20 protein-coding genes are annotated in these 21,261 nt (G+C 56.0%); 18 read left to right on the top strand and 2 right to left on the bottom strand.

Translation table 11 applies throughout. The features are described from left to right. Positions 1-3 precede the first annotated feature (3 nt). The 4 genes from PU624_RS15530 to flgL all read left to right on the top strand — a co-directional run bounded on the left by PU624_RS15530 (position 4) and on the right by flgL (position 4,828). The gene (locus PU624_RS15530; RefSeq protein ID WP_090962241.1) at positions 4-1,113 is read left to right on the top strand and encodes a flagellar basal body P-ring protein FlgI; all 1,110 of its coding nucleotides are present in this window, start codon (positions 4-6) and stop codon (positions 1,111-1,113) included. After that, positions 1,113-2,075, top strand: a complete 963-nt coding sequence (flgJ, locus tag PU624_RS15525) for a flagellar assembly peptidoglycan hydrolase FlgJ (RefSeq protein ID WP_283545707.1) — start codon at positions 1,113-1,115, stop codon at positions 2,073-2,075. The genes PU624_RS15530 and flgJ overlap by 1 nt, the downstream gene beginning before the upstream one ends. Positions 2,076-2,198: 123 nt before the next feature. Beyond that, a complete protein-coding gene (gene flgK / locus PU624_RS15520) occupies positions 2,199-3,848 on the top strand; it encodes a flagellar hook-associated protein FlgK (RefSeq protein WP_283545706.1) in 1,650 nt (549 codons plus the stop codon). 14 nt (positions 3,849-3,862) lie between these two features. Then, a complete protein-coding gene (flgL, locus tag PU624_RS15515) occupies positions 3,863-4,828 on the top strand; it encodes a flagellar hook-associated protein FlgL (protein WP_283545705.1) in 966 nt (321 codons plus the stop codon). Between the two features lie 217 nt (positions 4,829-5,045). Here the strand turns inward: flgL and rne are convergent, their stop codons facing one another. Then, entirely contained in the window at positions 5,046-8,486 is a 3,441-nt protein-coding gene (rne, locus tag PU624_RS15510; RefSeq protein WP_283545704.1) for a ribonuclease E, read from the bottom strand. 573 nt (positions 8,487-9,059) lie between these two features. Here rne and rluC point away from each other — a divergent pair. Then, a complete protein-coding gene (gene rluC / locus PU624_RS15505) occupies positions 9,060-10,016 on the top strand; it encodes a 23S rRNA pseudouridine(955/2504/2580) synthase RluC (RefSeq protein ID WP_283545703.1) in 957 nt (318 codons plus the stop codon). Positions 10,017-10,029: 13 nt separating this feature from the next. Here the strand turns inward: rluC and PU624_RS15500 are convergent, their stop codons facing one another. Beyond that, entirely contained in the window at positions 10,030-10,617 is a 588-nt protein-coding gene (locus PU624_RS15500) for a Maf family protein (RefSeq protein ID WP_283545702.1), read from the bottom strand. Between the two features lie 140 nt (positions 10,618-10,757). Between PU624_RS15500 and yceD the strand changes: the two genes are divergently transcribed. From yceD to PU624_RS15435, 13 genes are all read left to right on the top strand, one after another. Further along, positions 10,758-11,279 carry a 23S rRNA accumulation protein YceD gene (yceD, locus tag PU624_RS15495; RefSeq protein WP_283545701.1) on the top strand — a complete coding sequence of 174 codons (522 nt, stop codon included), beginning with the start codon at positions 10,758-10,760 and terminating at the stop codon, positions 11,277-11,279. Positions 11,280-11,293: 14 nt separating this feature from the next. Then, the gene (rpmF, locus tag PU624_RS15490; protein WP_003849870.1) at positions 11,294-11,464 is read left to right on the top strand and encodes a 50S ribosomal protein L32; all 171 of its coding nucleotides are present in this window, start codon (positions 11,294-11,296) and stop codon (positions 11,462-11,464) included. A gap of 25 nt (positions 11,465-11,489) precedes the next feature. Beyond that, positions 11,490-12,530, top strand: a complete 1,041-nt coding sequence (gene plsX / locus PU624_RS15485; protein ID WP_283545700.1) for a phosphate acyltransferase PlsX — start codon at positions 11,490-11,492, stop codon at positions 12,528-12,530. Further along, positions 12,531-13,484, top strand: a complete 954-nt coding sequence (locus PU624_RS15480; RefSeq protein ID WP_003849868.1) for a beta-ketoacyl-ACP synthase III — start codon at positions 12,531-12,533, stop codon at positions 13,482-13,484. 16 nt (positions 13,485-13,500) lie between these two features. Beyond that, positions 13,501-14,433, top strand: a complete 933-nt coding sequence (fabD, locus tag PU624_RS15475) for an ACP S-malonyltransferase (protein WP_283545699.1) — start codon at positions 13,501-13,503, stop codon at positions 14,431-14,433. A gap of 10 nt (positions 14,434-14,443) precedes the next feature. Then, positions 14,444-15,178 carry a 3-oxoacyl-ACP reductase FabG gene (gene fabG / locus PU624_RS15470; RefSeq protein ID WP_090962216.1) on the top strand — a complete coding sequence of 245 codons (735 nt, stop codon included), beginning with the start codon at positions 14,444-14,446 and terminating at the stop codon, positions 15,176-15,178. Between the two features lie 154 nt (positions 15,179-15,332). Then, positions 15,333-15,569, top strand: a complete 237-nt coding sequence (gene acpP, locus PU624_RS15465) for an acyl carrier protein (protein WP_003849865.1) — start codon at positions 15,333-15,335, stop codon at positions 15,567-15,569. Positions 15,570-15,654: 85 nt separating this feature from the next. After that, a complete protein-coding gene (fabF, locus tag PU624_RS15460) occupies positions 15,655-16,896 on the top strand; it encodes a beta-ketoacyl-ACP synthase II (RefSeq protein WP_283545698.1) in 1,242 nt (413 codons plus the stop codon). Positions 16,897-16,987: 91 nt separating this feature from the next. Then, complete coding sequence (gene pabC / locus PU624_RS15455; RefSeq protein ID WP_283545697.1) at positions 16,988-17,803, top strand: aminodeoxychorismate lyase; 816 nt, start codon at positions 16,988-16,990, stop codon at positions 17,801-17,803. Beyond that, complete coding sequence (yceG, locus tag PU624_RS15450) at positions 17,800-18,819, top strand: cell division protein YceG (RefSeq protein WP_283545696.1); 1,020 nt, start codon at positions 17,800-17,802, stop codon at positions 18,817-18,819. The genes pabC and yceG overlap by 4 nt, the downstream gene beginning before the upstream one ends. Then, positions 18,809-19,441, top strand: coding sequence for a dTMP kinase (gene tmk, locus PU624_RS15445; protein WP_283545695.1), 633 nt, complete (start codon positions 18,809-18,811; stop codon positions 19,439-19,441). Before yceG ends, tmk begins: the two co-directional genes overlap by 11 nt. Then, positions 19,441-20,430 carry a DNA polymerase III subunit delta' gene (gene holB, locus PU624_RS15440; RefSeq protein WP_283545694.1) on the top strand — a complete coding sequence of 330 codons (990 nt, stop codon included), beginning with the start codon at positions 19,441-19,443 and terminating at the stop codon, positions 20,428-20,430. The genes tmk and holB overlap by 1 nt, the downstream gene beginning before the upstream one ends. Positions 20,431-20,448: 18 nt before the next feature. After that, positions 20,449-21,240 (top strand): metal-dependent hydrolase, encoded by a 792-nt coding sequence (locus PU624_RS15435; protein WP_283545693.1) that lies wholly within the window; start codon positions 20,449-20,451, stop codon positions 21,238-21,240. Positions 21,241-21,261 lie beyond the last annotated feature (21 nt).

The following is a 21,261-nucleotide window of genomic DNA, read 5'->3' as shown; positions in this document are numbered from 1 at the left end:
TCAATGAAAAAGTTAACGCTGTTACGCGCCGGGCTGGCGCTGCTACTGGGCGTAAGCCTGCTGGCCAAAGCCGATTTGATTCGTGATTTAACCACGGTACAGGGCGTACGTGATAACCAGCTGCTGGGCTACGGCCTGGTCGTGGGTCTGGATGGCACGGGTGACCAGACCACCCAGACGCCATTTACCACGCAGACCGTGAGCAACATGCTGTCACAGCTCGGCATTACCGTTCCGACCGGAACCAACATGCAGCTGAAAAACGTGGCGGCCGTCATGGTCACCGCCAAACTGCCGTCGTTTGCCCGTCAGGGTCAGACCCTGGATGTGGTGGTTTCATCACTGGGTAACGCCAAAAGCCTGCGCGGCGGTACGCTGTTAATGACGCCGATGAAAGGGGTCGATAACCAGGTCTATGCGCTGGCGCAGGGTAACATCCTGGTCGGTGGTGCGGGTGCCTCAGCGGGCGGCAGCAGTGTTCAGGTTAACCAGCTGAACGGTGGCCGTATTACCAGCGGTGCAACCGTTGAGCGTGAACTGCAGAGCAACTTTGGTACGCAGAACACCATTAACCTGCAGCTTAACAGCGAAGATTTCTCGATGGCGCAGCGTATTGCTGATGCGATCAACGCCCGTGGCGGTTACGGCGCAGCGCAGCCGCTGGATGCCCGTACCGTGCAGATCCGTGTGTCACCTAATAATGGTGCGCAGGTGCGTCTGCTGGCTGAGATCCAGAACATTGATGTCTCGATTCCGGTTGAAGATGCCAAAGTAATCATCAACTCCCGTACCGGCTCAGTCGTTATGAACCGCGAAGTGACGCTGAATCAGTGTGCTGTCGCGCAGGGCAACCTGTCGGTAACGGTTAACCAGCAGCAGAACGTCAGTCAGCCTGACACACCACTGGCCGGTGGTCAGACGGTGGCGACGACGCAGACCCAGATCGATCTGCGCCAGACCGGCGGTGCGCTGCAACGTGTTAATGCCAGCGCCAACCTGAACAACGTGGTGCGTGCGCTGAATGCGCTGGGTGCGTCACCTATCGAACTGATGTCGATTCTGCAGTCGATGCAGAGTGCTGGCTGTCTGCGTGCCAAACTGGAAATCATCTGATGGCTGATATGCAATCTGTAACGAGTGCGGCTTTCGACAGCCGCTCCCTGAATGAACTGAAACACAAGGCCAGCACCGATCCGAAAGGACAGGCGTTGCAGGTTGCGCGTCAGGTTGAAGGGATGTTTGTACAGATGATGCTGAAGAGTATGCGCGAGGCGTTGCCACAGGACGGGATTATGGGCAACGAACAGACCAAACTCTTTACCTCTATGTATGACCAGCAGATTGCACAGGAGATGGGTAAGCGCGGCCTTGGCCTGGCGGAAACCATCGTCAAACAGATGCAGCCCGCCACCGCGCCGGATGAAAAAGCCGGTACGGTGCCGATGAAGCTGGATAACAGCTTTATTCTCAGTACCAGCGGCGCAACACCCATGGTCGCGCAGCAGCTGGAGCAGATTGTGCGTAAGGCGATGCCGCGTCTGCCACCGGTCGCGTCACCGACGGGCCTGCCCAGCGACAGCCGCGAGTTTATCGCCCAGCTGACGCAACCGGCACAGGCTGCCAGTCAGCAGAGTGGCATTCCTCATCACCTGATTCTGGCGCAGGCTGCGCTGGAGTCGGGCTGGGGCCAGCGTCAGATCCTGACCCGCGACGGCAAACCGAGCTACAACGTGTTCGGGATTAAAGCCAGCGGCGACTGGAAAGGTGATACCACCGATATCATGACCACCGAATATGAGCAGGGCGAAGCGAAGAAAGTCCGTGCCAGCTTCCGTGTTTATAACTCCTATTTCGAAGCGCTGACCGACTACGTCAAACTCCTGACCAAAAACCCACGCTATGCGGCGGTGACCAATGCCACCTCCGCAGAGCAGGGTGCCCAGGCATTACAGGCGGCAGGCTACGCCACCGATCCGAAATATGCGCAAAAGCTGGTAGGAATGATTCAGCAATTTAAAAGTATGGGCGACAAAGTCGTCAAAGCGTACAGCCAGGATATGGGCGACCTGTTCTGATCATTGCGCCTCAAGTTTCACTTAAGCAAGCCGATAACATCCCTATAGCCAGAAGCGTTTTCGCCTGCTGGCGCCCACTTTGATGTCTGCCAGCCCGGTTGACGGGGAACGTAAGGAACCGAGATGTCCAGCATAATTAACTCCGCGATGAGTGGATTGAGTGCCGCGCAGGCCGCTCTGAGCACCACCAGTAACAATATTTCCAATTACACCGTGGCGGGCTATTCACGTCAGACCACGGTACTGGCGCAGGCGAACAGTACCCTGCAGGGCAATAGCTATTATGGTAACGGCGTGAATATCACCGGTGTACAACGTGAATATGATGCATTTATTGCCACGCAGCTGCGCGGTTCCAGCGCGAACTACAGCGCGGTAAACACCCAGCATAGCCAGATTTCTAACATTGACGATTTACTGTCGACCTCGACGACCAGCCTGTCGACCTCGCTGCAGGGCTTCTTTACCAACCTGCAGAACGTGGTCAGCAACGCCAACGATCCGTCAGCGCGTCAGTCAATGCTCAGCAACGCACAGGGTCTGGTCAGCCAGTTCCAGACCTCGGCGCAATACCTGAACAATATGCAGAACAGCGTCAATGCGGATGTCGGTTCCAGCATCAAGCAGGTCAACACCATTACCAGCCAAATCGCCGATCTTAACAAGCAGATTGGCAAACTGAGTACTGCTAACGGCGCCACACCTAACGATTTGCTCGATAAGCGCGATCAGCTGGTGAATACCCTGAATAACGTCGTTGGCGTGACGGTGTCGCAGCAGGATGGCGGCTACACGGTTGCGATGGCGAATGGCCTGACGCTGGTGAACGGCGACAAATCTCACGATCTGGTGGCGATGCCTTCCAGCAGCGATCCGGCGCGCACCACTATCGGCTATGTCGATAAGCAGGCGGGCAACGTCGAGATCCCGGAAAAGCTGATCACCACCGGTTCACTGGGCGGTCTGCTGGCCTTCCGCACTCAGGATCTGGATCTGGCACAGAACCAGCTGGGTCAGTTAGCGGCGGCGTTTACGACCAGCTTTAACGATGTCCACAAGCAGGGCTTTGACAGCAACGGCAATCAGGGCGTCGATTTCTTCAATATCGGCAGCCCGCTGGTGGTGAGCAACAGCAAAAACAGCACCGCTGCCTCCGTGACCGCAGAGTGGACCGATACCAGCGCGCTGAAAGCCACCAACTATAACGTCAGCTTTGACGGTACTAACTGGAGCGCCACCCGTGCTTCGGACAGCACCGCCGTGACCATCACGCCGGGTACCGATGCCAGTGGCAACACTACGCTAAGCTTTGATGGCCTGAAGCTGACCGTCGCTGGTACGCCTGCACCCGCTGCCAAAGACAGCTTCCTGGTGAAGCCGGTGCAGAACGTGGTGAACGACATGTCCGTTGCGATCACCAATGAATCTCAGGTGGCCGCAGCTGGTGCCGTTGGCGGTGAGAGTGATAACCGTAATGCGCAAAAACTGCTGAATCTGCAGGATGCGAAGCTGGTCGGCGGCAACGCCACGCTGTCACAGGCTTACGCTACCATCGTCAGCAGCGTGGGTAACAAAACCAGTTCACTGGCAACCACCAGCGATACACAGAAAAGCGTGGTCAGTCAGCTGACCGAACGCCAGCAATCGGTCTCAGGCGTAAACCTCGATGAGGAGTACGCCAACCTGACTAAATATCAGCAATATTACATGGCCAATGCGCAGGTGCTGCAGACTGCCAGCACCGTGTTTAATGCATTGATCAATATTCGCTAAGGGCAGGAGATAACATGCGAATCAGTACAAATATGATTTTTGAGCAGCAGGTGCGCGGCATCACTGACTCACAGGCCTCCTGGCTGAAATCAGGCGAGGAGCTCTCCAGCGGCCGCCGTGTCAACAATCCTTCGGACGATCCGATTGCTGCGTCCCGTGCTGTGGTGTTGTCACAAACCCAGCAGCAGGGCAAACAGTATGAGCTGGCGCGTACCTTTGCCGAGCAGGGCCTGTCACTGGAAGAGAATACGCTGAAAGGCGTCACCGATGGGATCATTACTGCGCAGCAACTGATCGTCAACGGTTCAACCGGTACGCTGAGCGATAACGACCGCGGCTCGATTGCCACCCAGCTGGAGGGTATTCGCGCCCAGTTGCTGAACCAGGCAAACAGCCAGGATGCCAATGGCCGCTATATTTTTGCCGGTTACAAAACCGACAGCGCGCCGTTTGTTGATACGGCAGGCACCGGCGTCAGTTACGCAGGCGGCACTGATGCGATCACCCAGAAGGTCGACACCAGCCGTACCATGACCGTGGGTCATACCGGTGACAATATCTTTATGGCCATCTCCGGCAATGCCACCAAAGAGCCGGATGGCAGCGCCAGTGAAACTAACGTGTTTAAGATGCTGGATAGCGCCATTGCTGCACTGAAAGTGCCGCAGGATAGTGCTGACGCCGCAACTAAACAGACCTTCCAGGATGCGATGGATAAAACCAACCGTGGTCTGGGTAACTCACTGAATAATGTTTTAACAGTGCGTTCTGAGATTGGTACTCAGCTTTCAGAGATCGATACGCTGAATGCGCAGGGCGATGACCGCAGTGTGATCTATAGCTCGCAGATGAGTGACCTGGTTAACGTGGATTTAACGGAAGCGGCTTCCAGCTACACCATGAAGCAGACGGCACTTCAGGCGTCTTACAAGACCTTTACTGATATGTCCAAGATGTCGCTGTTCCAGATGAATTCGTAGTCTGACAAGAAATTTTGAGCGTACTTTAACCGGATGCGCTTACTTTTTCCCACCCTCCCGCTAAAGGAGGGTGGGATTTTTTTGCCTGCGATTCAGCCGCGGCCGGGAACCAGAAGGTATTAAGAGCGGGTTGATTTAAAACGGCTGAAAGGCAGGCTCGCAGCCATAAAAAAACCCCGGCTCAGAGGCCGGGGTTCGGTTTACAACAGCTTAGGCGTTACGGCTTGGTTGCCGGGGCAGTGGCCTGATGGGTGGCGCTATGACCACCGGCAGAACCGCGACCGTCGAACTCATACGGTGCACGCACCCAGTCACTCTGCGGAGCCGGCGCTGACTGCCAGACTGGCGCAGGCGCTTTAGTCATCGGCGCAGAAGCAAAGTGCTTCCAGCGTGTACCGTCATTCGGCACAGCGGCTGCAGGTACTGATGCAACCGATTCGGCGGCTGTCACCGGTGCTGCAGGCGCGATATCGCGTGCGGCAACCGGAGCATGCGGTTCAGTGACTGGCGCGGTTTCAGCTTCTGCTGCGACCGGCGCTTTCAGCACTTCTTCAACTTCGGCTGCGATCGCTTCGCTCACATCGGTAGCTGACTGCTCAGCAACCTCTGCAGGCTGAACAGTCTCAACCGCAGGCTGTGCAACTTCTGCAGCCTGAACAGTCTCAACGGCATCAACAGCAGGGGTCACCACTGGCGCTTCAGCGACGGGCTCAGCAGGTACGGCTTCAGCCGCGACAGCGTCTGCTTTCGCTTCTTCGGCAGCCGGAACAACAGAAGGCTGCTCGTCAACCGGGGTCTCGATAGCACGGGTATCATCCGTGTTGACAACCGGCACTGGCGTTTCTGCCTGTGGCTCGGCGTGTTGCACGGGCGCTTCCTGAGCTACAGATTCAACGGCGGCAGCGACCGGCAGCGTACGGGTGGCGTCTGCTGTCTCTTCCGGGTTATACGCAGGTGTCTCATGCGTCACATTCTGCAGCTGCTCTTCGCTGGCCTGGCTTACCGGATAGCGAATCCAGACTTTACCGGATGCCATCTCAGGGGAGGCAGCGGCAGCGGCCAGAGGCATGGCTGACTGCGTCGGGTAACGCTCATCACGGTAACGACGACGACGCTGTCCACTCACGCGAAGATGGCGCGGCGAACGACGTGAACGACGCGGCATATTGGCGTTATCACGGTTGTCGTTGTCATCCTGTTCGTCACTCTGCTGCGCCTGGAACTCAGGCTGCGGCTGTGCAACCTCAGCAGGCTGAGACTGAGTCACTTCAGCAGGCTGGGCAAAGTCGCTGGCTTCGGCTGGCATAGGCGGACGGTTATCATCAACACGCACCTTCTGGTTCAGCTGACGCGGCTTACGACGCGGCATAACCTGCACGCGCTCATCATCCTGCACCTCGGTCACGTCCAGGACTTCAGCGACCACTTCCGGCTGCTCAGCCACTTTGGCGGCTTCTTCACCGGCGCGTTTCTCTTCCTGACGACGACGCTGACGCTCAGCACGCTGTTCACGACGCTGTTGCTGCTGCTCATCACGCTGCTGGCGCGCTTCTTCGCTCAGTGCCGGACGCTCTTCGCGAACTTCACCTGGCTGAGACTCACGCTTGTTACGACGGTTGTTATTGCCATCGCGCGGCTCGCGATTTTCACGCGGCTCGCGGCTTTCGCGCGGTTCACGGCTTTCACGCGGCTCACGACTTTCGCGTGGTTCACGGCCTTCGCGCGACTGGGCGTTATCACCGTTACGCGGCGTACGTTCACGACGATTGTTGTTACGACGGTTGTTATTGTTGCTGCGGCGCTCGCCACGGCCGTTGTTACTTTCCTGCTCGCTTTCAGACGCTTTCTGCGGTTCAGCAACCTCAGCGGCCACTGGCGCGGCAGCAGGGGCTTCATCACCTGCGAACATTTTCTTCAGGCCGCCAAGCAGACGTCCGAAGAAACCGGTGCTGACGGTAGCAGGGGCAGCCACAGCGGGTGCAGCTTTTGCTGCTGGCTGAACGTCGGTGCGCTGCACTTCTGGCTCAACTTCGACCGGTGCCGGAGGCGCATCAGGCATCACAAACGCGGCCAGAGCAGGCTGCTCAGGACGACGACGTTCTGCATGTTCCTCTTCCGACGGCATCGCCATTTCGGCTTCATGCAGCTTCGGCAGATGATAGCTCAGGGTCTGCGTCTCTTCGCCTTTGCGCACACGAAGCACGGAGTAGTGTGGGGTCTGCATCTTGTCATCAGGAACGATGATCGCCCGCACGCCGCCCTGGCGTTTCTCAATCGCGTTAACCGCTTCACGTTTTTCGTTCAGCAGGTAAGACGCAACCTGAACCGGAACAATGGCGTGCACTTCTTTGGTGTTGTCTTTCAGCGCTTCTTCTTCAATCAGACGCAGAATGGACAACGCCAGTGACTCGTTATCACGGATGGTGCCGGTGCCGCTACAGCGTGGGCAGACGTGATGACTGGATTCACCTAATGACGGGCTCAGGCGCTGACGGGACATCTCCAGCAGGCCGAAACGTGAAATGTGGCTGATCTGAATGCGGGCGCGGTCCTGACGGACAGCTTCACGCAGACGGTTCTCAACTGCGCGCTGATGGCGTACCGGTGTCATATCGATGTAATCGATAACGATCAGGCCGCCCAGGTCACGCAGGCGCAGCTGACGGGCAATCTCATCGGCCGCTTCAAGGTTGGTGTTGAAGGCTGTTTCTTCGATGTCACCGCCGCGCGTTGCGCGTGCTGAGTTGATATCGATAGCGGTCAGCGCTTCGGTACTGTCGATCACAATCGAGCCACCGGAAGGCAGGCGGACTTCACGCTGGAAGGCGGATTCGATTTGCGATTCGATCTGATAGTGGCTGAACAGCGGAATTTCACCGGTGTAGAGCTTAATTTTGCTGCTGAAGTCCGGACGGCCCAGCGCAGCGATATGCTGACGCGCCAGTTCCAGCACTTTCGGGTTATCGATAAGAATCTCACCGATGTCCTGACGCAGGTAGTCGCGGAAGGCACGCACGATCACGTTGCTTTCCTGATGGATCAGAAACGGAGCAGGGCGGTTTTCAGCGGCTTTCTTAATCGCTTCCCAGTGCTTAAGACGGAAGCTTAAATCCCACTGCAGCGATTCGGCAGATTTACCGACGCCCGCGGTGCGGACAATCAGGCCCATGCCTTCCGGCAGATCCAGCGCCGACAGTGCTTCTTTCAGTTCGGTACGGTCGTCACCTTCGATGCGGCGGGAGATACCCCCTGCGCGTGGGTTATTCGGCATCAGTACCAGGTAGCTGCCCGCCAGAGAGATAAAGGTGGTGAGCGCAGCGCCTTTATTGCCGCGTTCTTCTTTATCGATCTGAACAATAACTTCCTGACCTTCACGCAGTACGTCTTTAATATTCGGACGACCGTGTGCGTTGTAGCTGGAAGGGAAGTATTCGCGGGAGATTTCTTTTAAAGGGAGGAAACCGTGACGCTCTGCGCCGTAATCGACAAACGCAGCTTCAAGGCTGGGTTCAATGCGAGTGATTTTACCTTTGTAGATGTTGGCTTTCTTCTGTTCGTGTCCAGGACTTTCAATATCCAGATCGTACAGACGCTGACCGTCAACCAGGGCAACGCGCAACTCCTCCTGCTGAGTTGCGTTTATTAACATTCTTTTCATCGTGACTTACTCGTTATTCTTTCATGAGTGATTACAGCTGCGGGCATAGTTACCCTGGACGAGTATCAACCGATGGCCCCGTGACTTAGTGCAATGTCGTCAACCTCACGGCTGTCGACCGCGCGAGGGGCGCAAATAACGTCGGTGGCCTGTTTTTCATAAGGGAAAACAGCACCAGATAGTGGAAATGCCTGAGAGGATAAAGAAAACCCGTGCACCCCATACTGTTGTCCAGGCCGCAACCCGCAGCCCGCTAAGTGCCTGATTTCGCATTACGTCTTACGCCATTGCTGCGTGTCTGCTCAATCCGGCAAAATGACAATTTCGCTCGTTTTCTGCCCTGAAATGCTTCAGGTAAGAAACTCAAACATTATTCCATTGCTAACCTTCATATAGCAAGGCGACTTTAGCCAGCTTGTGAAGTTTCTTTACATTTAAAGCGCTAATGTGTCGGACAAAACAGCACTTTGCTGAAAAAGTCAGCAGAGAGGCGATCTGCCGCCACATCAACGCCTGAGTTAAGCACAGAAAAAGGGGTGGCGCTATCAGGGGACACTATTTAGAATCGCCGCCATGAAAACAGAGAATCCCAGCGTACATTTTGTCGCCATCACGGCTGAAAATGCCGGACAACGCATTGATAACTTTTTGCGCACCCAGCTCAAGGGTGTGCCAAAGAGCATGATTTATCGCATCGTACGCAAAGGCGAGGTGCGGGTGAATAAAAAACGCGTCAAGCCCGAGTACAAGCTTGAAGAGGGCGATGAGGTACGCATTCCGCCGGTCAGGGTCGCGGAACGCGACGAAGATGCTGTTTCTCCCAAACTGGCGAAAGTGGCTTCACTGGCAGATGCCATCCTCTTTGAAGATGAGTCGCTGCTGGTGATGAATAAGCCTTCCGGCACCGCCGTGCATGGCGGTAGCGGACTCAGCTTCGGTGTGATTGAAGGATTACGTGCCCTGCGGCCTGAAGCACGCTTCCTGGAACTGGTGCATCGCCTGGATCGTGACACGTCCGGTATCCTGCTGGTCGCAAAAAAACGCTCGGCGCTGCGTTCCCTGCATGAGCAACTGCGTGAAAAGGGGATGCAGAAAGATTATCTCGCCCTGGTGCGCGGCAACTGGCCGTCACACCTGAAAGTGGTTCAGGCGCCGCTGCTGAAAAATATTCTGCAGAGCGGCGAGCGCGTGGTTCGCGTCAGCAGCGAAGGCAAAGCGTCGGAAACCCGCTTTAAAGTGGAAGAGCGGTTTGAGTTTGCCACGCTGGTAAAAGCCAGTCCGGTCACCGGCCGCACCCACCAGATTCGTGTGCATACGCTGCATGCCGGCCATCCTATCGCCTTCGACGATCGCTACGGCGAACGTGACTTTGACAGTCAGCTGGCGTCAACCGGTTTAAAACGCCTGTTCCTGCACGCAGCGGCGCTGACCTTCACCCATCCTGGCACCGGCGAAGTGATGCGGGTCGAAGCGCCACTGGATAATGGGCTGCAGCAGTGCCTGAATAAACTGCGTCAGATGAAAGCGTAATCGCCTTCCGGCATCAGCTCGTTAAAGGGTTGATGCCGGCCTTCAGTAGCATTTCATTCAGTGCAATCAGCGGCAGTCCGATCAGTGTATTGGGGTCGCGACCTTCCAGCCGGTCAAACAGACAAATCCCCAGACCTTCACTTTTAAAACTGCCTGCACACTGAAGCGGCTGCTCCTTTTCCACATACCCGGCAATTTCGGCGTCGGTTAACGCGCGGAAATGCACCACAAAGGGCTCGCAACATTGCTGCAGCTGGCCGCTGTCCGGGTGGAAAAGGGCCAGGCCGGTATAAAAAGTAATGGCCTTACCGCTGGCGGCACGTAACTGCGCCCGCGCATTCTCAGCCGTATGAGGCTTTCCGGTAATCTGGCCGTCGAGCACACAGACCTGATCAGAACCGATGATCCAGTGGCCGGAATGCGTTTTTGCCAGCGCCTTCGCTTTTGCTGTGGCCAGGCGAATCACCAGCGCTTCTGCGGTTTCACCTGCCTGGGGCGTCTCGTCCACCTCAGGCGCAGCGGTAATAAAAGGCAGGCCCAGCTTGTGCAGTAATGCCTGCCGGAAGGGCGAAGTTGAAGCTAAAAGAATCGAGGGTGTCATTTTTTTTCAATAGTAATAGCGAATTGGTGACAGTCATTTTAAACTGTGCGCCGCACTGGATGCGAATAGTGGTTGAAAGATGCTGTTTAACGGCCTTTTTCTTTGACTCTATGACATTACAAAGTTAATATGCGCGCCCTATGCAAAAGGTAAAATTACCCCTAACGCTGGACCCTGTCCGCACCGCTCAGAAGCGCCTTGATTATCAGGGTGTCTACACATCTGTACAGGTGGAGCGTGTGGCCGAGTCGGTCGTTAGTGTGGACAGTGATGTGGATTGTGCCATGTCGTTTGCGGTTGATAACCAACGTCTGGCGGTACTGACGGGTACTGCTGAAGTACACGTGACGTTGCGTTGCCAGCGCTGCAACCAGACCTTTCCCCATCACGTAAAAGTGAGTTATTGCTTCAGCCCTGTCTCTTCTGAAGAGCAGGCCGAGGCATTACCGGAAGCGTACGAGCCGGTCGATGTCAACGAGTTTGGTGAGATCGATTTGCTGGCGGTTGTCGAGGATGAACTGATTCTCGCACTGCCGGTCGTTCCGGTGCACGATTCTGAACACTGTGAAGTGTCCGAGGCGGACATGGTCTTTGGCAAACTGCCTCCTGAGGCGGAGAAACCAAATCCATTTGCCGTATTAGCCAGTTTAAAGCGTAAGTAATAGGAGTAAGGTCCATGGCCGTACAACAGAATAAACCCACCCGTTCTAAGCGTGGTATGCGTCGTTCGCACGATGCGCTGACCACTGCTGCTCTGTCAGTAGATAAAGTTTCTGGCGAAACTCATCTGCGTCACCACATCACTGCGGACGGTTACTACCGCGGTCGCAAGGTTATCGTTAAGTAAGTTTCTTGCTTAGCAAGGCGATACCTTGACACGTTTGACCCTGGCGATTGATGCCATGGGCGGGGACTTCGGTCCCTGCGTGACAGTGCCTGCAGCATTGCAGGCACTGGCCTCTCATTCGGAACTATTCCTTCTTCTGGTCGGACATCCCGACACCCTCACGCCATTGCTTGCCAAAGCGGATTCCTCCCTGACGGGGCGTTTGCAGGTGATCCCTGCCGAATCGGTTATTGCAAGTGATGCGCGGCCCGCTCAGGCCATCCGGAACAGTCGCGGCAGTTCAATGCGCGTGGCGCTGGAAATGGTCAAAGAGGGACGTGCTCAGGCCTGCATCAGCGCCGGAAATACCGGTGCGCTGATGGGGCTGTCGACACTCTTATTAAAACCGCTGGATGGCATTAAACGTCCGGCGCTGATGTCCGTTTTACCGCATCAGCAACAGGGTAAAACCGTGGTGCTGGATCTGGGTGCGAATGTTGACTCAGACAGTGCGATGCTGGTGCAGTTTGCTGTGATGGGGTCGGTGATGGCTGAGCATGTGCTTGGTATTCCACGGCCCCGTGTCGCGTTGCTCAACATTGGTCATGAAGAGACCAAAGGGCTGGAAACCATCCGCGATGCCGCGGTAGTGCTGCGAGAATCACCGCAAATCAACTATATTGGTTACCTTGAAGGTAACGAGCTGCTCACCGGTAAAACGGATGTGATGGTCTGTGACGGTTTTGTCGGAAACGTCACGCTGAAGACCATGGAAGGCGTGGTAAGAATGTTTCTTTCTCTGCTGAATTCATCAGGGGAAGGTAAAAAACGGTCATGGTGGCTTCAGTTGCTGGGACGCTTAATCCGGAAACGTCTGGCGAAGCGCTTCGGACAACTCAACCCTGACCAATACAATGGCGCTTGTCTGTTAGGATTGCGCGGAACAGTGATCAAGAGTCACGGCGCAGCAAATCAACACGCGTTCGCCGTGGCGATAGAACAGGCAGAGCAGGCGGTGAGGCAGCAAATTCCCGAGCGAATTGCTGCGCGCCTTGATGCTGTATTAGCCAGGAGTGACAAAGTCTAGATGTATACCAAAATTATCGGTACGGGCAGTTATCTGCCCAGCCAGGTTCGCACCAATGCCGATCTGGAAAAAATGGTGGAGACGTCGGACGAGTGGATTGTTACCCGTACCGGCATCCGTGAGCGCCGCATTGCAGCGCCTGACGAAACCGTCGCCACCATGGGATTCAGCGCGGCGCAACGCGCCCTTGAAATGGCCGGCGTTGACGCGAACGAGATTGGGCTGATCATTGTCGCCACAACCTCTTCCAGCCACGCCTTCCCAAGCTCCGCCTGCATGATCCAGCAAATGCTGGAGATCAAAGACTGCGCGGCATTTGACCTCGCTGCCGCCTGTGCAGGTTTCACCTATGCACTGAGCGTGGCCGATCAATACATCAAAAATGGCGCGGTTAAGCATGCTCTGGTGATTGGCGCTGATGTCCTGGCGCGCGCACTGGATCCGGAAGATCGCGGCACCATCATCCTGTTTGGTGATGGCGCGGGTGCGGTCGTGCTGGGTCAGAGCGAAGAGCAGGGGATTATCTCTACCCATCTTCATGCTGATGGTCGCTACGCCCAGTTGCTGACGCTGCCTTATCAGGATCGTGCCCATCAGGATCAGCCTGCGTATGTCACCATGGCAGGCAACGAAGTCTTCAAGGTCGCCGTTACCGAGCTGGCTCACATCGTTGATGAAACGCTGCAGGCCAATAATCTCGATCGCGAAATGCTGGACTGGCTGGTGCCGCACCAGGCTAACCTGCGCATCATCAGCGCCACCGCGAAAAAACTCGGCATGACCATGGATAAAGTGGTCGTCACGCTGGATCGTCATGGCAATACCTCTGCCGCATCGGTGCCAAGCGCACTGGATGAAGCGGTTCGTGATGGCCGCATCAAACCCGGACACCTTATTTTGCTGGAAGCCTTTGGTGGTGGATTCACCTGGGGTTCTGCACTGGTTCGCTTTTGATTGACAGGAACGAAAGATGACGCAAATTGCATTTGTTTTTCCAGGTCAGGGTTCACAGACCGTGGGCATGCTGACTGAATTAGCAGCGACTTATCCGCGGGTTGAAGAGACCTTCCGTGAAGCCTCTGACGCACTGGGATATGATCTGTGGCAGTTAGTCAGTCAGGGTCCGGCTGAAGAGCTGAACAAAACCTGGCAGACTCAGCCTGCGCTGTTAGCCGCCTCCGTGGCCATCTACCGTGTCTGGCAGCAGCAGGGCGGTGAAAAACCTGTCCTGATGGCCGGTCACAGCCTGGGTGAATATTCAGCGCTGGTTTGCGCGGGTGTGCTTAACTTTGCTGATGCAGTGAAGCTGGTTGAACTGCGCGGCAAACTGATGCAGGAAGCGGTGCCAGAAGGGACCGGCGCGATGCAGGCGATTATTGGCCTGGATGACGCGGCTATTCGTAAAGCCTGTGAAGAGAGCGCGCAGGGCCAGGTTGTCTCACCGGTTAACTTCAATTCGCCAGGCCAGGTGGTCATTGCGGGTAACAAAGAAGCCGTTGAGCGTGCAGGCGCTGCCTGTAAAGCCGCGGGCGCTAAGCGTGCCCTGCCACTGCCGGTCAGCGTGCCTTCTCACTGCGCACTGATGAAGCCTGCTGCCGATAAACTGGCGGTTGCGCTGGAAAGCATTACGTTTAATGCACCTGCGGTGCCCGTGATCAACAACGTCGATGTGAAAGCTGAGATCGACGCTGCGGCCATCCGCCATGCGCTGGTTCGTCAGCTCTACAGCCCGGTTCGCTGGACTGAGAGCGTGGAAGCGATGGCAGCACAGGGCGTGACGCAGCTCCTGGAGATGGGTCCAGGTAAAGTCCTGACCGGACTGACGAAACGTATTGTCGATAGCCTCACTGCGGCTGCCGTTAACGATACCGCATCCCTAGCGGCTGCACTCGGTAAGGAATAAGAGGAAAATCATGAGCTTTGAAGGTAAAGTTGCGCTGGTTACCGGCGCGAGTCGCGGCATTGGTCGTGCGATTGCAGAAACCCTGGCGGCACGTGGCGCTAAAGTTGTGGGTACTGCAACCAGCCAGAGTGGCGCCGACGCCATCAGTGCTTACCTTGGCGACAAGGGCAAAGGCCTGTTACTGAACGTGACTGACGCTGACTCAATCAGCAGCGTTTTAGAGAATATTCGCGCTGAATTTGGCGAAGTGGATATTTTAGTCAATAATGCAGGCATTACGCGTGATAATCTCCTCATGCGCATGAAGGACGATGAGTGGGCGGATATCCTCGATACCAACCTCACATCGGTATTCCGCCTTTCTAAGGCGGTCCTGCGTGCCATGATGAAAAAGCGCGTGGGCCGTATCATCACCATTGGTTCCGTTGTTGGAACCATGGGTAATGCGGGCCAGGCAAACTACGCGGCAGCAAAAGCGGGTTTGATTGGTTTTAGCAAATCACTGGCGCGCGAAATCGCGTCACGTGGCATTACCGTCAACGTCGTGGCTCCAGGCTTTATTGAGACTGACATGACGCGGGCACTGAACGAAGATCAACGTTCCGGTATTTTGGCGGAAGTGCCTGCGGGTCGCTTAGGCGATGCTCAGGAAATCGCCAATGCTGTTGCATTTTTAGCCTCTGACGAAGCAGCCTACATCACAGGTGAAACGCTGCACGTCAATGGCGGAATGTACATGGTCTGATAAATCACGAAATCATTTGCTTTATTTGCGGTTAAAACCGCAAAATAACGCAAAATCGTGGTTCGACCAGCCGGGATTTTGTTGCATCTTTTTCACCATTTTATACACTACGAAAACCATCGCGTAAGCGAGTTTTGATAGGAAATTAAATAGTATGAGCGATATCGAACAACGCGTTAAGAAAATCATCAGTGAGCAGCTGGGTGTGAAAGAGGAAGAAGTCACCAACTCTGCATCTTTCGTAGAAGACCTGGGTGCCGATTCTCTTGATACCGTTGAGCTGGTGATGGCTCTGGAAGAAGAGTTTGATACTGAGATTCCAGACGAAGAAGCTGAGAAAATCACTACCGTTCAGGCAGCGATCGACTATATCAATAGCCATAAAGGCTAATGAATATCTTCAGGCGGTCGCTCGACCGCCTGATTTTTTTGTTTGTCCCACATAGTTCCCTATTTCCCCTCCCTGGAGGACGAACGTGTCTAAGCGTCGTGTAGTTGTGACTGGTCTTGGCATGTTGTCTCCTGTCGGCAATACCGTAGAGTCTACCTGGAGTGCTCTCCTTGCCGGTCAGAGCGGCATTACCCTGATCGACCATTTTGATACCAGTGCTTATGCAACACGTTTTGCAGGTCTGGTAAGAGATTTTAATTGTGATGACTACATCTCGCGCAAAGATCAGCGCAAGATGGATGCCTTCATCCAGTACGGCATTGTGGCCGGTATGCAGGCCATGCAGGACAGTGGTCTGGTGATTACCGACGAAAACGCAGGCCGTATGGGCGCAGCAATTGGCTCCGGCATCGGTGGTTTAGGTCTGATTGAAGAGAATCATACTTCACTGGTCAACGGCGGCCCGCGCAAAATCAGCCCATTCTTTGTGCCTTCAACCATCGTTAACATGGTGGCGGGTCATCTCAGCATCATGTATGGCCTGAAAGGTCCAAGCATCTCTATCGCGACAGCCTGTACCTCCGGTGTGCACAACATCGGTCATGCCGCACGTATCATCGCCTATAACGATGCTGACGTGATGCTGGCAGGTGGCACAGAGAAAGCCAGTACGCCTTTAGGCGTCGGTGGTTTTGGTGCCGCACGTGCTCTCTCAACCCGTAACGAAAACCCGCAAGCGGCCAGCCGCCCGTGGGATAAAGATCGTGACGGTTTTGTGCTGGGTGACGGCGCGGGTATTGTCGTACTCGAAGAGTACGAACATGCGAAGAAACGTGGTGCAAAAATCTACGCAGAAATCGTAGGTTTTGGTATGAGCAGCGATGCCTACCACATGACTTCACCACCAGAAGATGGTTCAGGTGCCGCGGCGGCAATGATCAATGCGCTGCGTGATGCTCAGCTTACGCCAGAGCAGATCGGCTATGTCAACGCGCACGGTACCTCCACGCCAGCCGGTGATAAAGCGGAAGCGCAGGCGGTGAAATCGGTCTTTGGGGCAGCAGCCAGCAGCGTAATGGTCAGCTCAACCAAATCAATGACCGGACACTTACTGGGTGCCGCAGGCGCTGTGGAATCGATTTACTCGATTCTGGCTCTGCGCGACCAGGCCATTCCACCGACCATTAACCTGGATAATCCGGATGAGGGCTGCGATCTCGACTTCGTCCCTCACACCGCGCGCCAGGTTCCTGGACTGGAGTACACGCTGTGTAACTCCTTCGGTTTCGGCGGAACCAACGGTTCGTTGATTTTCCGTAAAGTGTAATCGTTGTAGATTGCTAAAAAGGCCCGCGATGCGGGCCTTTTTTTATCCTGCAAAATGCGCTGAAATCACGGGTCACGCTCAGGAGATAACGATGTGGATTAACGGGTTAAAACAATCGACGCTTGCCGCCAGCGACCGCGGCCTGCAGTTCGGGGATGGCTGTTTTACTACCGCCGCCGTGCGCCAGGGTAAAATTGTGCTGCTGGAGCGCCACATCCAGCGCCTCAAAGAGAGCTGTGCGCGGTTATGGATGGGTGGCGTGGACTGGCATCAGCTTGAGACAGAGATGAAACAGGCCGCGCAGGATCAAACCCGGTCGGTGCTGAAAGTCATCATCAGCGCGGGCAGCGGCGGACGGGGTTACAGCCGACACGGCTGTGGTGAACCCACGCGAATCGTCTCGCTGGCGCCGTGGCCGCAACACTACGCCGATCTACAGCAGCGGGGTGCGTCGCTCCGGCTCAGCCCGATCCGTCTGGCGCGCAACCCCCAGTTTGCCGGTATCAAGCACCTTAATCGCCTGGAGCAGGTGATGATTCGTGCTCATCTTGACCAGACAGACGCCGACGAGGCGCTGGTGCTTGACACTGAAGGTTGGGTGGTGGAATGCTGTGCGGCCAATTTATTCTGGCGTCAGGGTACGCAGATTTTCACGCCCGATCTCTCAGCGTCAGGGGTGGATGGCATTATGCGGCGGAGTCTGATGGCGCAACTCGCTGCCGCAGGTCAGGCTTGCCAGGTTGTAAAAAGCGAACCGGCGCAACTGCTCGCCGCTAATGAAGTGGTGATATGTAACGCGCTGATGCCGGTTCTGCCGGTCCGACAGATTGAAGCGGTACAGTTTACTGAGCGCTCGCTGTTTAATCAGCTGCAGGCAAGCTGTGAAAAGATAATGGATGCATCATGATTCGAAGCAAAAAAATTCTCGTCGGCCTGCTGGCGATTGTGGGTCTCGCGGCGGTGCTGAGTTACTGGCAGGTTAAGCAGTTTGCGGCCACCCCATTAACCATTCAGCAGGAAACGATCTACACACTGCCCGCCGGCACGGGCCGGGTCGCGCTTGAAGCGCAGCTTGAAGAGAAAAAGATCATTCCGCACAGCCTCTGGTTTGGTGCGCTGCTGCGTCTGGAGCCGGAACTGGCGACCTTCAAAGCGGGCACCTATCGGCTTGAGCCGACCATGACGGTACGCTCGCTGTTACAGCTGCTGGCCAGCGGCAAAGAGGCGCAGTTCCCGGTGCGGTTCGTGGAAGGTCAGCGGCTGAAAGAGTGGCTGAGTGAGCTGCGTAAAGCGCCCTATATCCGCCACACCCTGAAAGACGATCAGTTCGCCACCCTTGCCAGCGCACTCAAAGTGGATCCTGAGCAACTGGAGGGCAACTTCTTCCCGGATACTTATCTTTATACGGCGAACACCACCGATATGTCGCTGCTGCAGCGCGCGCATGAGCGGATGAAAAAAACCATTGATGAGGTGTGGCAGGGACGGGCGGATAATCTGCCTTATAAAACGCCACAGGATCTGGTGACTATGGCCTCGATCATTGAGAAAGAGACCGGCGTCAGCGAAGAGCGCGCGCGCGTAGCCTCGGTGTTTATCAATCGCCTGCGCACCGGCATGCGGTTACAGACCGATCCCACCGTCATCTATGGCATGGGCGACAGCTATAACGGCACGCTGACCCGTAAAGATCTTGAGACCGCCAGCGCGTATAATACGTACATCATTAACGGTCTGCCGCCTGGCCCGATCGCCATGCCGGGCAAAGCCTCACTTCAGGCAGCGGCCCATCCCGAGAAAACCAACTATCTCTACTTTGTTGCAGACGGCAAGGGCGGGCATACATTTACCACCAATCTTGCCAGCCATAACAAGGCGGTGCAGGTTTACCGGCAGACGCTGAAGGAAAAAAATGAACAGTAAGTTTATCGTCATTGAAGGCCTGGAAGGCGCCGGAAAAACCACTGCGCGTGATGCCATCGTCGCCACGCTGCATGCCCGTGGCATTACCGATCTGGTCTTTACCCGTGAGCCTGGCGGCACGCCGCTGGCTGAGCAGCTGCGGGTCCTGGTCAAGCAGGGGATTGAGGGTGAGCAGGTGACGGACAAAGCGGAACTGCTGATGCTCTATGCGGCGCGGGTTCAGCTGGTGGAGACCGTGATTAAACCGGCGCTGGCTCGTGGCGCCTGGGTGATTGGCGATCGTCACGATCTCTCCTCTCAGGCTTATCAGGGCGGCGGCCGGGGACTCGACAGCGAACTGATGCAGACGCTGCGCGATGCCGTCTTAGGAGATTTCCACCCCGATCTGACGCTTTATCTGGATGTGACACCGGACATCGGTCTGCAGCGCGCCCGTGCGCGTGGTGAGCTGGATCGTATCGAGCAGGAGTCGCTGCGCTTTTTTGAACGCACCCGCGCGCGCTATCTGGCGCTGGCCGCAGAGGATCCCACCATCCTCACAATCGATGCCACTCAGTCACTGACGGATGTGACCACATCACTTCAGACGGCGCTGGATAGCTGGCTGGCGGAGCAGGCGTGATGAACTGGTATCCGTGGCTGAATCAGCCCTACCGTCAGGTGATTAGCCAGCATCAGGAGAATCGCGCGCATCACGCGTTGCTGATCCAGGCGATGGCTGGCATGGGCGATGAGGCGCTGGTCTGGGGGATGAGCCGCTGGCTGATGTGCCAGCAGCGGGATGGCCTGAAAAGTTGCGGAGAGTGCCACGGTTGTCAGCTGATGCAGGCCAATACCCATCCTGACTGGTATCGCCTGGAAGCTGAGAAGGGCAAAAGTACGCTGGGCATCGATGCGGTGCGCCAGGTAACGGAAAAGATGTATCACTTTGGTCAGCAGGGTGGTGCGAAAGTCGTCTGGCTGCCGGATGCCGCACAGCTTTCGGAAGCGGCAGCCAACGCCCTGCTGAAAACGCTGGAAGAGCCGCCTGCCAACAGCTGGTTCTTCCTCAGCAGCCGTGATCCCTCACGGCTGCTGGCCACGCTGCGCAGCCGCTGCATGACGCTGCATCTGACGCCACCGGACGAAGGACAAAGTCTGCTCTGGCTGAAGAAGCAGTCTTCGCACGATGAGCAGATGCTGCTGGCAGCGTTGCGCCTCAGCGCAGGCGCACCCGGTGCGGCACTCAGCCTGCTGGAAAACGGTCCGTGGCAGGCTCGCCAGAAGCTCTGTGATGCGCTGCCCGCGGCGTTGCAGCAGGATATCCTGCAGCTATTGCCTGCGCTGAACGCGGACGATGCCGCAGCGCGAATCGGCTGGCTGCTCTCTTTGCTGCTGGATGCGATGAAATGGCAGCAAAATGCCGGTCAGTGGCTGAGTAATATCGATCGCCAGGATGTGGTGCAGCTGCTGGCCGGATACTTTTCAGCCAGCGCGCTCAACAGCAGCACCCAGGAGTGGATGTGCTGTCGCGAGCAGTTACTGCATGTGGCGTCAGTCAATCGCGAATTATTGCTGACCGATCAGCTCCTGAGCTGGGCGGATAAACAGAAACCTGCGCTGGTCAGCTAAACCTATCTGAGAGTCATTATGTTTATTGTGGATTCCCATTGCCATCTCGATGGCCTGGACTATGAAAAGAACCATCGCGACCTTGATGATGTGATTGCCAAAGCGGCGGCACGTGATGTGAAATTTATGCTGGCCATCGCCACCACGCTGCCCGGTTTTCACACCCTGAAAAGTCTGGTTGGCGATCGAAAAAATATTGCGCTCTCCTGTGGCGTGCATCCGCTGAATCAGGAAGAGGCCTATGACGTTGAGGCGTTTCGCCTGCTCTCTGCCGATCCTCAGGTTGTGGCGCTGGGTGAAACCGGGCTGGATTATCACTATCAGCCAGAAACCAAAGAACAGCAGCAGCGCTCGTTTCGGGAACATATCCGTACCGGTATCGCGCTGAACAAACCGATCATCGTTCACACCCGGGATGCGCGCGAAGATACGCTGGCGATTCTGCGTGAAGAGCAGGTTGAGCGTTGCGGCGGGGTGCTGCACTGCTTCACTGAGGATCAGCCTACTGCCGCGAAACTGCTGGATATGGGCTTCTACATCTCCTTTTCCGGCATCGTAACCTTCCGCAATGCTGAACAGTTGCGCGAAGCCGCCCGTTATGTGCCGCTGGATCGGATGCTGGTCGAAACAGATTCGCCTTATCTGGCACCGGTGCCTTACCGTGGCAAAGAGAATCAGCCCGCTTATACGCGCGATGTTGCCGAATATCTGGCGGTTTTAAAAGGCGTGGATATGGAAACACTGGCCGCCACCACCACTCAGAACTTCTCCACGCTGTTTCATATTCCCATGAGCAAGCTGGGCGCCTGACAGGCTTTTATTTCAGCCTCT

Origin of the sequence: Pantoea sp. Lij88 (assembly GCF_030062155.1) — a bacterium.
Taxonomy (GTDB): Bacteria; Pseudomonadota; Gammaproteobacteria; order Enterobacterales; family Enterobacteriaceae; genus Pantoea.
The sequence above is the reverse complement of the archived record's forward strand: the minus strand, read 5'-3'. Positions and strand labels throughout refer to the sequence as shown.

Bases quoted from the DNA above. Each gene is read 5' to 3' on its own strand.
- PU624_RS15530 (WP_090962241.1), top strand. From the start codon at position 4: ATGAAAAAGTTAACGCTGTTACGCGCCGGGCTGGCGCTGCTACTGGGC.
- flgJ (WP_283545707.1), top strand. From the start codon at position 1,113: ATGGCTGATATGCAATCTGTAACGAGTGCGGCTTTCGACAGCCGCTCC.
- flgK (WP_283545706.1), top strand. From the start codon at position 2,199: ATGTCCAGCATAATTAACTCCGCGATGAGTGGATTGAGTGCCGCGCAG.
- flgL (WP_283545705.1), top strand. From the start codon at position 3,863: ATGCGAATCAGTACAAATATGATTTTTGAGCAGCAGGTGCGCGGCATC.
- rne (WP_283545704.1), bottom strand. From the start codon at position 8,486: ATGAAAAGAATGTTAATAAACGCAACTCAGCAGGAGGAGTTGCGCGTT.
- rluC (WP_283545703.1), top strand. From the start codon at position 9,060: ATGAAAACAGAGAATCCCAGCGTACATTTTGTCGCCATCACGGCTGAA.
- PU624_RS15500 (WP_283545702.1), bottom strand. From the start codon at position 10,617: ATGACACCCTCGATTCTTTTAGCTTCAACTTCGCCCTTCCGGCAGGCA.
- yceD (WP_283545701.1), top strand. From the start codon at position 10,758: ATGCAAAAGGTAAAATTACCCCTAACGCTGGACCCTGTCCGCACCGCT.
- rpmF (WP_003849870.1), top strand. From the start codon at position 11,294: ATGGCCGTACAACAGAATAAACCCACCCGTTCTAAGCGTGGTATGCGT.
- PU624_RS15480 (WP_003849868.1), top strand. From the start codon at position 12,531: ATGTATACCAAAATTATCGGTACGGGCAGTTATCTGCCCAGCCAGGTT.
- fabD (WP_283545699.1), top strand. From the start codon at position 13,501: ATGACGCAAATTGCATTTGTTTTTCCAGGTCAGGGTTCACAGACCGTG.
- fabG (WP_090962216.1), top strand. From the start codon at position 14,444: ATGAGCTTTGAAGGTAAAGTTGCGCTGGTTACCGGCGCGAGTCGCGGC.
- acpP (WP_003849865.1), top strand. From the start codon at position 15,333: ATGAGCGATATCGAACAACGCGTTAAGAAAATCATCAGTGAGCAGCTG.
- pabC (WP_283545697.1), top strand. From the start codon at position 16,988: ATGTGGATTAACGGGTTAAAACAATCGACGCTTGCCGCCAGCGACCGC.
- yceG (WP_283545696.1), top strand. From the start codon at position 17,800: ATGATTCGAAGCAAAAAAATTCTCGTCGGCCTGCTGGCGATTGTGGGT.
- tmk (WP_283545695.1), top strand. From the start codon at position 18,809: ATGAACAGTAAGTTTATCGTCATTGAAGGCCTGGAAGGCGCCGGAAAA.
- holB (WP_283545694.1), top strand. From the start codon at position 19,441: ATGAACTGGTATCCGTGGCTGAATCAGCCCTACCGTCAGGTGATTAGC.
- PU624_RS15435 (WP_283545693.1), top strand. From the start codon at position 20,449: ATGTTTATTGTGGATTCCCATTGCCATCTCGATGGCCTGGACTATGAA.